Raw genomic sequence first — 12321 nt, 5'->3', positions numbered from 1 at the left:
GTGAAAGCAGCCGTATCGTCAGTTATTGAGAATCAACTCCAGAATAATGAGTTCCTGGGGGATGTTTTGGAGGGGCTGAGTAGAAAAAGAAAGACATTGCCTTGCAAATATTTATACGATGAAGTTGGTTCACGCCTGTTTGAGGAAATCTGCGATTCACAAGATTACTACCTGACCCGAAATGAGGCGGATATATTTACAACCTATCGGGATGAAATTGCTCAAAAATTTGGACCTGAAACACTGCTGATAGAACCAGGTGCAGGGAATTGTGAGAAGGTAGAAGAGCTTCTTGATGCTATGGATTCCCCCAGGGGTTACTGCCCAATAGATATTTCTCCCGAGATTTTACTGGAGGCAGAAAAACGGATCAAAAAGAGTTTACCGGGAGTCCAGGTATGGAGTGAGGTGGGTGATTTTTCCCAATCTGAGGTATGGAATAAGCTTATTCATGTTTCCTCAAGAAAAAAAGTTATCTTTTTTCCGGGGTCCACAATAGGAAATTTTGAGCCATTGGAGGCGGAGCGCCTCTTGAAGTTGTTTGCCTCGAACCTTGATGCTGGCGATGGCTTGTTGATTGGTACAGACCTAGTCAAGGATTCTGTGATTTTAGAGCGAGCCTATAACGATAGTGATCACGTTACTGAGCGGTTTAATCTGAACCTTCTGCAAAGGATCAATGTTGAGCTAGGAGCAAACTTTGATCTTTCTCTATTCGCGCATCGAGCATTTTACCACCCGTTGCGTCAGCGAGTGGAAATGCACTTGGTTTGTCTTAAAAACCACAGTGTTTCTATAGCGGATACATGTATAGACTTTATTGAAGGGGAAACAATCCATACTGAAAATAGCCACAAGTATTCAATTGCTGGGTTCAAGAGTTTATTGGCCCGCAGTGGATTTGAGTCCGTTTGCTTTTGGCAGGATTCTGCTAAGACTTATGTGATTCATTACGCTCAGGCTATTTAAAATTTGAATAAAGAGGTGGCAGTTGAAAAAGATTTTTTTATTGCTTCTATTTGCTATCGCAATAGTTGGTGGTGCTTTCGCAGAAAGCGGTGATGACGCTGCGGAACTTATTGTTTATAAGCATCCTTTATGTTTTTGCTGTAAAAAATGGATGGCGCACCTAAAGGAAAAGGACTTCACGGCCACCTCTGTTTTTAAAGTGAATATGCAGGAGGTTAAACGTAAATGGGGTATTCCTAGAGGAATGGAAGGCTGCCACACAGCGGTATGGCGCGATCAGTATGTTTTTGAGGGGCATGTTCCGGCTATGTATATCCAGAATTTCCTGGCCTCACCGCCAGAGGGTAGTGTGGGGCTAATAGTTTCAGGGATGCCGGTTGGGAGCCCTGGAATGGAAGATGGTGAAAAATTCGAACCTTATAATATCTATTTGTTGCTCCAAAATGGCGACTACCGTTTATATGCGCGTATAGAGAAACCTAAAAAAGCTTAAGTATATCTAATGGCTTCTTTGTTTCTCACTACTGTAGGTTTTGTTGCTGTTTACTGCCAGGATGCATACCAGAGAATCCAGATATAACTTATCAGTACGCTTATAAAACTGACTGGCAGCATCAGGTAAAAGAATTGCCAGAAATTAAAAGGCTTTACCCCGAATTTCTCTGCCTGCTGTAGCACGATAACATTACTGGCCGCGCTAATAATAAACAGGTTGCCGGCAACTGTAGATATTGCGGAAAGCATCATTAAGGTTTGGGGGTCACGTTGATGCAAAAGGTTAAGGTAGATCTCTACTACTGGTACATTGGAGAATAGCTGGCTTGCAAAGAAGCTGACAAAAGCTACGGTCTCTGGTTCTGCTAAATCAATATTGCCCATTTTCAGGAAGTGCTGGAGAGAGCCAGATTGTAGCAGTGATCCGGTTACAACAAACATAGAAACAAAGAAAAAAAGAGTGGGCCAGTCTACCTCTCTTAATATCCGTCTGCGCTCATGGCTGGCCAAATATATCGGCAAACAAGCGGCTAGCCCGATTTGCCCAATACTTGGGTGATATATGCCATCCACGTTGTGTAGGATACTGGCAAGGACAATAAAGATTAATAATAGGGCTGCAGATAAAAGTGCCGGCCACTTTTGCGCAACCTTTTCCGCCTCCCTGTACTCTTTACTAGCTTCGTAATTGATTATATCGCTGGTTTTGAAAAAACGTTTCAGCCATAGCATGGACAGAAACATAGTGACGATAGCGGGCACAAGAGTCCACTGGGCAAAAACGACAAACATATTGTCGAAGTTCCCTGCGTTGGCAATCAGTATGTTTTGGGGATTGCCTACGGGGGATACCATGCTGCCAATTGTGACTGTTGCACAGAGTGTAATCAGGAGTGGAATCAGTCCCCATTTCATATTCCGTGCAAGTACAATTGCAATGGGTACACCGATTACAGCAGCGGCATCATTGGTAAGAAGGGCTGCACAAATTGCCATTACGAGGATATAACTTATTAATACAAGACTTGGATGCTTGATTGAAAGAATCCGATGACTGATTTGTGCGGATATCCCTGTATCGTACAGAGCTGAGGCAATAGAGAAGACCGAGAATAAATATAATATCAGATCCCAATCTATGGCCCAGAAAGCCTCTCTAAAGGTAATTTGACGCATGAGCAGCAAAGCGATCGCACCAAGGGTCATAATATGCCAGATGCGAATTGTGGAGGGGAGCCACTGCCGGGCAGCAATCATTAAGAAGATGATCGCCGATACTATCAGGCTAAGGGACATTGGCGCAGCCTCGGATGTCGTCTCTGCTTACTGCTACTCTAAAAATCATTCTCCGCTTCTTATACTTGGTGTCAGGGCATCCACCTGGGCTGATAAATCCCACAATAAGACTTATCTATGAGTTTAAACAAGCCTCTTCTTTTTACGAACTTCTTCGCGGGAGATGTGGTTGCAGGTTTAGGTCCTTATTTGGCGATATACCTGTTGTCAGCTATGCACTGGAAGCCAGGGGATATTGGCATTGTTTTAGCTATTGGTGGCATCACCACGGTTTTATTACAAACACCCGCAGGGGCTTTTATCGATAGCACCCGCTTTAAGCGTATGCTAATAGCAACTTGCGGAATCATTATTGCGATTGTCTCTATCGCTATTGTTGCACTGGCCAATCACAAACCTGTCATTTATGGCTCCCAGGTGTTAATGGGGGCGGCTATTGCTTTCGTGGCTCCCTCTATTGCAGCCATTACTCTGGGAGTTTGTAGTGATAAGACTTTTACATTACAGACAAGTGCCAACCAGGCGGCCAATCATGCGGGCAATGTATTTGCTGCGGCGATTGCTGGAATTGTAGCGCTAACGATCGCTGCGGAAGGGGTTTTCTGGTTGATGGCTGTTATGGGCGTATTAATGGCTATCTCAGTTGGATTTATTCCTGCTCATTCAATTGATCATATTCGAGCACGGGGCGGTGAACGGCGCGATGTTTCGGGAAAAAGGGAGCCTGCCGGTTTTTCTGTATTGCTTACCGATAAACGCCTGATCGCTTTGGCTGTGAGTGTTTTTCTATTCCATTTTGGCAATGCGGCTATGTTGCCTCTGGTCAGCCAGAAGCTGTCACTCAATTCGAATGTGAACCAGGCCATTGCTTTTACCTCTGCCTGCATAATTGCTGCGCAATTTTGGATGATGTTGATGTCACTAATGTGTGCAGCCAAAGCCGATGCCTGGGGACGTAAAGTTATCTTTATGATCGGTTTTTGTATTAACCCAATTCGTGCGCTCTTGTTTATGTCTACAGATAACCCTTTCTTTTTAGTGGCTATACAGTCGTTAGACGGTGTGGCCAACGGTATCTTTGGGGTGATCATCATTCTGATGTGCGCCGATCTTACTAAGGGTACAGGACGCTTCAACATTACTCAGGGCGCCATGGCTGCTTTAGTGGGGATTGGTTCTGCCTGCAGTAATTTCTCGGCAGAATATGTTGTTCAGTACTTCGGGTATAACGCCGCGTTCTTATCGCTGGCGGGGATTGCCACTATTGCCGCAACCTTCTTTCTGATCTTCGTGCCTGAAACCATGTCCAAAACTAAGGTTCAGCTGCAGTAATAACACACGATACCCGTCGCCTATCCCAACATATGTCCTCGCAGGTTATATACTGATGATATTCGCGCAATACTTTCGAGGGATAGCTACCCCTCATGCTTCGCGAAGCCAGCTCTGCTTGGTCGCTATATAGAAGTGCCTAAATTGAGCAGAGTAGGGCAGGTAAATAGCAATAGCGGAATCCGGTATATGACTGATCAGTTTATCCCCGCCACAGGCCTTGGAAACTGTCATATTCAAACCGTCTTTGGCCGTGTGCATCGCCCAGTTCCATGGATAGAAACCCAGTGCCGTTGGTATGAAACGCCGGACGGAGATTGTCTCGCACTACTCACTCCTCGCCCTTTGGTTGATGACCCTGAACTCCCATTAGTCTTGATTCTCCATGGTCTGGGTGGCTCGGTGGCTTCTCCCTATGTCCAGGGTATGATGGAATCCTTACTCGCACGCCGCTACCAAGTTGCTGTCATGCACTTCCGCGGTTGTGGGGGTGTGCCAAACAGGTTGCCCCGGGCATACCACAGCGGAGATAGTGAGGATCCACGTTGGTTGGTAGAACAGCTGAGGGGGGAGTTACCCCTGACCCCAATTACGGTGGTGGGTTACTCGTTGGGTGGCAATGTACTGCTTAAGATGCTGGGGGAGGATGGAACCTGCAGCCCGGTGGCTGCGGCGGTGGCGATATCTTCTCCAATGGATCTCCATGCGTGTAGTCGCAAGATTAATACTGGCCTTTCCAGACTTTACCAGCGCCATCTTTTGAGTTGCCTGCGCCTCACTCTCAAACAAAAGGCGCAAGACCCTTGTATGGCGGCAGCTCTGCCAAATGTGGATGATGCTACGGTCTTTGCCAACTTCCGGCGCTTTGACAACACTTTTACCGCGCCCTTGCACGGGTTCCGGGATGTTGATGACTACTACACCAAGGCATCTAGCAAGCATCTTTTACGGGAAATTGGGGTGCCAACGATGATCGTAAATTCTGTGGATGATCCCTTCGTTTGTCCATCGGCTATTCCCGAGAAGAGAGAAGTGAGCTCCATGGTGCAGTTAGAAGTCACTTTACAGGGGGGGCATGTGGGATTTGTTGGGGGTTCTGTATGGCGGCCGAATTATTGGCTCGAACATAGAGTCCCTAAATTTCTCGACTTTGTCATTCGGCGGAATAGAGCTTGAATACTCGGCGTCGCTGTTGCGACGCTGAGTAGTTGGGTCAGACGGTTAGCAGCACTGACTACCAGTGTCGCTACTGCTTATTGAAGGGTTAGTAGCCCCCTCAGAGAAAGGCATCTCTCGACCGCAACCGGGAAATAAACCGAAGTGCTGGGAGAAGTCACCGATAAAGTCAAAGTGGGGAGCTAAGCGCGTTTCTGCCAGCATTTTCCACGTATTACCGCAGACAGAAAACACACGCCCCTTCTCAATCCGGTGGTGCCCATCTAGTACAAATTCAGTCGGTAGTTCTGGAATGCTCCCCTTATAAACTACAGCCTGGCCATAGTCTTCACAGTCCTTTTCCAAGCCTGCCAGTTTGAAAAGACGGTAGCTGGCGGAGTAAAAGCGAACACTGCCACAGCGGGCAAGCAAAAGCGCATTGGTCACTTCCAGTGGGCGACTTTCCACCAGTCGGCTATCGCGGAAGCCGCTGGCCTGGGCCAGTTCGAGGAAATCGTTCCAGTAGAGAGCGCCACCCAGGCACTCGCCGATGAGTTCCGGATCCGTGCGCAGGGTGTCAGGGACACGCCTATCGGCATACACATCGGAAAAGTAAAACTCCCCACCTTCCTTTAATAATTGATATAGGCCTCGTAACACGGCCCCTTTGTCGGTAGAGAGATTCACGACACAATTGGAGACAATAACATCGAAACTACCCGGTTCCAGGCCGAGTTCATCCAGTTTTTCGATATAACCATGCAGAAAGGTGATGTTGTCATAACCAAACTTTTCCGCATGATAACCCTGGTGCTGGCGGGCAACTTGTAGTTGTTCATCGGTCATGTCAATGCCGACCACTTCACCGCTTGCTCCCACGAGTTGGGAGAGGAGGTAGACATCGCGACCTGAACCACAGCCAAGATCGAGAACCCTGCAGCCTTCTAAAAGCGGGGGACAAACGAGCCCGCAACCGTAATAGCGGGATAGGACTTCTGGATGTATATTGGCTAGTAGCGGCTTCAACCAACTTGGCACCGCACTGGCATCGCAGCAGGCATCAGTTTTGAGATCTGATGTGCTTTTTAGCTGGCGTCCGTAGTAGTCCTGAACAATATCATGCATGGAGCATACCTTTCGCAGAGTGATTTTCCTGTCGGGCGCTGGGCGCCATTCGAGGGTTATTTTTTACCTGTCCTTTCTTTTTGTAACAAGTCCCGCTGTTTCACGACTAATAACTTTGTGATTGTGTTGTTAGTACCGGCAGAGGGAATTAAGTTGCCTTTTGGTGTCAGGGTGAGCTGGCTGTTAGATAATTCTCGCTTTTTAGTTAATATCGCCGGTCTCCGCTTCGATTTTATGAGGGAACGTAGTTGAGCGATTACCTTGCCCCTGATGCTTCGCCTGAACCAAGAGTTGAGGAATCCTTGCAGAACCCCCAGTTTCTGGTGGATCTGCGCCAGCAGATGCTTCGTTTTGCCAGCTTGCAGTTGCAGGATGCCCAATTGGCTGAAGATGCTGTGCAAGAGGCCCTTATGGGAGCCCTGAAAAACTCCCGCAGCTTTACTGGGCGATCGGCCCTGAAAACCTGGGTGTTTGCCATCTTGAAGAATAAGATTGCCGACATTTTGCGACAACGACAGCGCTTTGTTGATGCAGACCAGCTGGTGCGTGGCGATCGCGAGGAGCACGATCACGACGAGTTATTTGATCAAACCGGCCACTGGAGAAAGGATGAGCGACCAAAGAAATGGGCAGACCCCGAGTCGGCTATTCACGACAAGCATTTTTGGCGAATCTTCGATGCATGCCTCAATCATCTGCCTTCCCGTCAGGCGCAAATATTTATGATGCGAGAGTTCATTGAGCTGGAGAGCCACGAGATCTGTGCCGCAGCAGAGATTTCGGTGAGCAACTTAAATGTGACACTGCACCGGGCGCGCCTGCGATTACGTGAATGCCTGGAAGATAACTGGTTTGGCGTGGAGGGCTGAGTCAATGAAATCGTGCCGGGAAGCTACGCGGTTGATGTCGGAGTCCCAGGAGCGCAGGCTGCACTTGCGAGAGCAGGCCAGCCTTAAGCTGCATTTGGCAATGTGCGCCCCATGTAGGAACTTTGGCAAGCAGCTCAGCATCCTCCGTGGTATCAGTAAATCCTATGCCGAGGGTGGGCCGGAAAGAACAGAAGACTAACTTTCCTATAAGTCTCCCAGCGCCATAAACCCAACAGGGAGTTTCAGTTAGGCGCTGGAAGAATTTCAAGCTATCGCCGCGGCCGCCGTGGTGCTCCTACATGCCGATAGGCGATATGCCCTGCCACGAAATGGGGTTGATACCAATAAGACCCACATCGCTCATAGGTCACATTACCGACCGTCACACTGACACAGCTTGGAGGTAGTGTGTAGAGCCAGCCACCAACACCCACGGCAGTAACCCCCCAATATCTAGGGCCTGGATAGGGCCAGTGTCGAGGGCGCCAGGGTGGAGGGTAAGGAGGGTGACGGTGGTGCCCCGGGCGAATAGGGTGAAATGGTGGATGGTTTGGGAACCTGCGCTCAAAGTCCCCCCGTGCAAATTCGCCGTGGAAGCCTCCTCCGGGTCCTGGGCGAACCGCATTGAAGTGTCCACCCACATTAAAATGCGCGCCGCGTCCACCAAAATGCTCGCGCGCCTCCACCTGAGAGCTGAACACTGCGGCGAGCAGAGTTCCGGAGAGTAATAGTGGTGCCGCCCATAGTGACAAGGCTCGCGACTTACGATGCTTAGCATGGATCATTGTGGCGCCTCCTGCTTGTTTGGCTCAGCCTTTTTAAACGGGATTTGTTTGTGCTTCCCGGTAGCTGGAGTGAACTCTTTTGCCGCTTCTGGTTTGGTCTTCATCCATTTAAGTGTCGCGATAAAGCGCGGCTTGGCTGGATCGCGGGTATTAACGGTGGATATGCGAAGTGGTAGGGGCTTATCACCAACCTGGATCCAGATCTCCCAGTCCAGGTTTTCCGAACGGAAAGCCCAGTGCTTGGTACGTTGCCCGTTAACTTTGGGAGAGTTAACCAGAAAGCCCTCCTTGATCCCTGCCCAGGCGTCCGGTTTGCGCCCCCATTCCAGAAGGTCTGCAAAAGGTACTTCAATGCCGTATTCCTTTGCTGCCTTGGAGAGTACTTGGGAGGTGGGTTGAGAGGCCTCCATTTCTGCAAAATAACCATTGCGCGGGGCAATCATGGTGAACTTGCCACCATTGTGAATAAAGTTCCGAGTAATTGAATCAGTAGTCATATCCACGCGCAGTTTATCTGGTGGCATTGCCATGTATCTGACTTTGCCCCCGATCAATAACTTTTGCTCATTCTCAAGTACTACATCGGCAAAAATTCTGGCTTTGAACATCAGCATCTTCATGCTCGCCAGGTATTTTCCCATTGCCTTCAGTGCCTCCATGGCTTTGGGATCAATAGCTTCACCATTTTGGTCAACTCCCGCCAAGGACTGAGAGCTTTGCCCTTGTCCAGATGAGGTATCTGGTGGTGAAGAGGGTTGACCTTGACCGGTTGTGTCTCCCGGTGGCGCAGGGGGTTGGCCCTGACCGGTAGTATTGTCACTAGGAGCTGGGGGTTGGCCCTGCGGTGGATTGTTTGAGCCCCCCTGCTGGTCCTGGGTCGGCGGACTACCTGGCTGAGGCGGCGGGGGAGTGGGCTGTGCAACTACGGCCGGAATTAAGGCTATTGACACAGCAAGAAGCATTGCTCTGGTGTGGCAGCCAAGTGGATGAGGGGCAAGCATATACAGATACCTCCCGGTACAAACTCAAGTTAATGGCATCAAAATCAGTGTAGAGGAGTTGAGGGTGACCAAATGGACAGGGGGCTCACTTTGCTGACTAGGGCTTCTATTTCTCAAAGCCGTTGGCGGTGCGCAAATTCTGAGAGGGTTTTCTGTTTGAGCTATCCTGACATGTTTGCTAGAGTCCAGAATAAGATTTTGTGGTCCCCTTGTTCATATGAACCTAGTTAGGCTGTCTTTTTTATTGATCGCACTGCTGGTCTTCCAGACCGCAGGGGCTTTCTATGACAGTCATGAAGAACTGCAGGATGTAACCGAGCATCTACTTCCCCACCATCTGGACCAATCTGATCTCAATAGTGAATTCACTTCGCCGGAACTTGGCGAGGTGGTTCAAGTTTCGCTCCCTGTCGATGAGCCCGCGCAACAGTCACCACTTCTCGACTTTTGTAATCACTGTTGCCACTGCCATGGCAGTACCGTTGCCGGACTGCTCGGACAGTCATTCCAACCCTTTCTCTGGGGTACCATTTCTTATCGTGAAGTGATTAATGTCGCGGTACCCAGCGGTTACTTCTCTCCCTTACTGCGCCCACCTATAACCCAAGTCTGATCGATCTATTACTGCGTGAGTTAAGAGAGTCGCAAGACCCAACTCACGTATATGGGATGTGATTTGGGAGATATCCATGGATTTGTTTCACACGCTCATTGCGAGTGTGATTCGTCGCCTTGCCGCCTGGCTATTGGCGATGGCGATATTGTGTTTGCCTGTGCAACCTGTATTTGCACAGGAGGGGGACTTGCTAACACTACCGGATGCGATAGGGCTTACGCTTGCGCAGAATCCGGAGCTTGCAGTTTTTCCATTGCAGAAAAGGGGTTTGGATGGTGCCGGGCAGACTGCGGCACTAAAGCCGGAGATGGAGCTGGGTGTCGAGGCTGAGTACAAGCACTTCAATGAAGGTGACTCGGACAATGCTCCAGATCCAGAGGACGATGCCGACAATGAGTTTGAGCTGACGGTAACTCTTTCTTCAGTCGTGGAGCTGGGCAATAAACGCCAGGCTCGTATAGATGTTGTCAATGCGCAGCGCGACCTGCTAATCGCCGATGAACAGGCTAAGGCTTTGGATCTGTTGGCGGAAGTGATCCGCCGCTATACCCAGGTCTTGGCCGCCCAAGAGTTGGTGGTTTTGGCGGAGGAGAAAGTCGCGCTAGCACGTGAGGCCTTGAGCGCTGTAAGCGCGCGGGTCAGTGCTGCGGCCAGCCCCGTCTCAGAGCGTATGCGTGCGGAGTCTTCTCTGGCAAAAGCGATCCTCGCACAACAGACCGATCAGAGCATGCTGGTGTACTACAAGCATGCGCTCTCGGCACTCTGGGGGCAGCCAGCCCAAAATTATCGCGTGGACTCCGCTGAGCTTTATCGCTTTGATCCGGGTGCAAGTTTTGAGGCGCTTTATGAAAGAGCCCAGGCAAACCCTGCGATAGCACGATTTGCTTCTGAAGAGCGTTTGCAAGCCTCCCGGCTACGCCTGACCCAGGCGAATTCCAGACCGGATGTTGGATGGTATGCAGGTCTTCGTGTGAATCCGGCAGTTAATGAAACTGCAGTCCAAGCGGGTTTCAGTGTCCCCCTATTTACCGCCAAACGTAATCGCGGTGCTGAACTAACGGCAATGACAGAGCTGGATGAGGTCATGCTGCGTCGTGAGGCAGCACTTTTGCAGCTCTACCCACAGCTTTTTCTCGCAGTGACCAGCCGTGAACAGGCTCTGGGCACTGTCTCCACCTTGCAAGACTCTGTAATCCCCAAGCTGCGCCAGGCTTTAACTGAAGTGGATCGCGCTTACCGCCGGGGTAGGGATTCCTATGTAGACCTGATTTCTGCCCGGGATGAGTTGTTGAGTGCCGAGCGAGCCCGCATTGAAGCGGCGCGATCCGTACTTCTTTTCGGCGCAGAAATTGAACAGCTGACCGCCGGACCCTTGGGGCCCATGAGCGTCGATAGCAGTAAATAATTTTGGATTGAAATATGAGTGAGTCAACTAAAGCGAATCAGCTGGCGATACTGTTCCTTTCCCTGTTTCTCTTGGGGAATTGGTTGGTGCCCCAAAGCTATGCAAGTGGTGATCATAGTGATAGCCATGATGAGCACGGCGAGCATGAGGTAGAGAAAGGCCCAAATGGAGGCCGTTTATTGGAAAAGGGTGATCTGTCAGTTGAACTGCTTATTTATGAGCGAGGCATTCAGCCGGAATTTCGCGCTTGGATTTCTCGGGGAGATAAGCCTCAGGAAAATGCTCGCCTTGCCGTAGAGTTAAAGAGACTCGGTGGGAAAGTGGATCGTATCCCATTTACCTGGGAGCAACGCAACGGGTATTACCGCGGTGAAGGTGCTGTAGGGGAACCGCATTCTTTCGATGTTACTGTTTCTGTTCTTCATAACGGGGAGCGAGCAGAATGGAGTTACGAATCCCATGAAGGCCGTGTACAAATCTCTGAGGAAATGGCAATAAAAGCCGGCATTGAAACTGCTGTTGCTGGCTCCGGCACAATAAAAGAGAGTGTCACTCTATACGGTAAAACAGCCGTTGATCACCGCAGCCTTAGCCATGTGCGCGCACGCTACCCGGGAACTCTGGTCACTATCGAAAAAGCACTGGGTGATCTAGTAGAAAAAGGGGAAAAACTCGCTACGATTGAATCCAATGACAGCCTGCAAACTTACCCGCTGGTTGCGCCTATTAGCGGCCAGATAATCGATAAACAAGCCAGCCGTGGTGAGTTTAGTGGTGAGCGAGTCCTGTTTACTATCGCCAATTACAATCAATTGTGGGCTGAACTACAGGTATTTCCCACTCGCCGTGGTCAGATCAGTCGTGGCCAAAAAGTGTCCATTAAAGCTGGAGAGAGAACTTTCGATTCAACCATTACTAGCCTCGCTCCCGGCGGTAATGGCCAACCCTTCGCGATTGCAAGAGCGGTAATTGAGAATCCTAACGATCTTTGGACAACCGATTTAATGGTTCAGGGCCAAGTGGTAACCAGTGAAAGTCCTGTACCTCTCGTGGTGGAAAATCGGGCTCTGCAGCCATTTCGCAATTGGACAGTGGTATTTGTCAAGGTAGGCGAAGCCTACGAAATTCGCCCGCTCAAGCTTGGGCGTACCGATGGCAAAGTGACGGAAGTGCTGAGTGGTCTCAATGCGGGGGATCGCTATGTCACTGAGAACAGCTATCTGATCAAAGCGGATATCGAAAAATCCGGCGCTGCACATAACCACTAATTGAG

The 12321-nt window shown here is 49.8% G+C and carries 13 protein-coding genes; 9 read left to right on the top strand and 4 right to left on the bottom strand.

The window, feature by feature from the left end; genetic code table 11:
• Positions 1–969, top strand: a complete 969-nt coding sequence (gene egtD / locus ACJJH9_RS10275; RefSeq protein ID WP_444884734.1) for an L-histidine N(alpha)-methyltransferase — start codon at positions 1–3, stop codon at positions 967–969.
• 22 nt (positions 970–991) lie between these two features.
• Positions 992–1462 (top strand): DUF411 domain-containing protein, encoded by a 471-nt coding sequence (locus tag ACJJH9_RS10270; protein ID WP_444884735.1) that lies wholly within the window; start codon positions 992–994, stop codon positions 1460–1462.
• 50 nt (positions 1463–1512) lie between these two features.
• Here ACJJH9_RS10270 and ACJJH9_RS10265 read toward each other — a convergent pair whose 3' ends face one another.
• Positions 1513–2760 (bottom strand): ArsB/NhaD family transporter, encoded by a 1248-nt coding sequence (locus ACJJH9_RS10265; RefSeq protein WP_444925173.1) that lies wholly within the window; start codon positions 2758–2760, stop codon positions 1513–1515.
• A gap of 117 nt (positions 2761–2877) precedes the next feature.
• On the opposite strand from ACJJH9_RS10265, the gene ACJJH9_RS10260 reads away from it, so the two are divergent.
• Positions 2878–4092, top strand: a complete 1215-nt coding sequence (locus ACJJH9_RS10260) for an MFS transporter (protein WP_444886316.1) — start codon at positions 2878–2880, stop codon at positions 4090–4092.
• A gap of 189 nt (positions 4093–4281) precedes the next feature.
• Complete coding sequence (locus ACJJH9_RS10255) at positions 4282–5268, top strand: hydrolase (RefSeq protein ID WP_444925172.1); 987 nt, start codon at positions 4282–4284, stop codon at positions 5266–5268.
• A gap of 45 nt (positions 5269–5313) precedes the next feature.
• Here the strand turns inward: ACJJH9_RS10255 and ACJJH9_RS10250 are convergent, their stop codons facing one another.
• The gene (locus ACJJH9_RS10250) at positions 5314–6372 is read right to left on the bottom strand and encodes a methyltransferase domain-containing protein (RefSeq protein ID WP_444925171.1); all 1059 of its coding nucleotides are present in this window, start codon (positions 6370–6372) and stop codon (positions 5314–5316) included.
• Between the two features lie 248 nt (positions 6373–6620).
• On the opposite strand from ACJJH9_RS10250, the gene ACJJH9_RS10245 reads away from it, so the two are divergent.
• On the top strand, positions 6621–7241 hold the full coding sequence (locus ACJJH9_RS10245; RefSeq protein ID WP_252081768.1) for an RNA polymerase factor sigma-70: 621 nt from the start codon (positions 6621–6623) through the stop codon (positions 7239–7241).
• 4 nt (positions 7242–7245) lie between these two features.
• Entirely contained in the window at positions 7246–7440 is a 195-nt protein-coding gene (locus ACJJH9_RS10240; RefSeq protein WP_444886313.1) for a zf-HC2 domain-containing protein, read from the top strand.
• Between the two features lie 70 nt (positions 7441–7510).
• Here the strand turns inward: ACJJH9_RS10240 and ACJJH9_RS10235 are convergent, their stop codons facing one another.
• Both ACJJH9_RS10235 and ACJJH9_RS10230 read right to left on the bottom strand, forming a co-directional pair.
• Positions 7511–8026 carry a hypothetical protein gene (locus ACJJH9_RS10235; protein WP_252081766.1) on the bottom strand — a complete coding sequence of 172 codons (516 nt, stop codon included), beginning with the start codon at positions 8024–8026 and terminating at the stop codon, positions 7511–7513.
• Positions 8023–8976 carry a DUF2092 domain-containing protein gene (locus ACJJH9_RS10230; protein WP_444925170.1) on the bottom strand — a complete coding sequence of 318 codons (954 nt, stop codon included), beginning with the start codon at positions 8974–8976 and terminating at the stop codon, positions 8023–8025. The genes ACJJH9_RS10235 and ACJJH9_RS10230 overlap by 4 nt, the downstream gene beginning before the upstream one ends.
• Positions 8977–9244: 268 nt before the next feature.
• Here ACJJH9_RS10230 and ACJJH9_RS10225 point away from each other — a divergent pair, with 268 nt between their 5' ends.
• From ACJJH9_RS10225 to ACJJH9_RS10215, 3 genes are all read left to right on the top strand, one after another.
• The gene (locus ACJJH9_RS10225) at positions 9245–9640 is read left to right on the top strand and encodes a hypothetical protein (RefSeq protein ID WP_444900651.1); all 396 of its coding nucleotides are present in this window, start codon (positions 9245–9247) and stop codon (positions 9638–9640) included.
• 76 nt (positions 9641–9716) lie between these two features.
• Positions 9717–11048 carry a TolC family protein gene (locus tag ACJJH9_RS10220; RefSeq protein WP_444925169.1) on the top strand — a complete coding sequence of 444 codons (1332 nt, stop codon included), beginning with the start codon at positions 9717–9719 and terminating at the stop codon, positions 11046–11048.
• A 14-nt stretch (positions 11049–11062) separates the two neighbouring features.
• On the top strand, positions 11063–12316 hold the full coding sequence (locus tag ACJJH9_RS10215) for an efflux RND transporter periplasmic adaptor subunit (RefSeq protein WP_444925168.1): 1254 nt from the start codon (positions 11063–11065) through the stop codon (positions 12314–12316).
• The last annotated feature ends 5 nt before the right edge of the window (positions 12317–12321 follow it).

The sequence above is a fragment of the Microbulbifer mixtoriginis (SeqCode) genome, assembly GCF_052466715.1.
The sequence above is the reverse complement of the archived record's forward strand: the minus strand, read 5'-3'. Positions and strand labels throughout refer to the sequence as shown.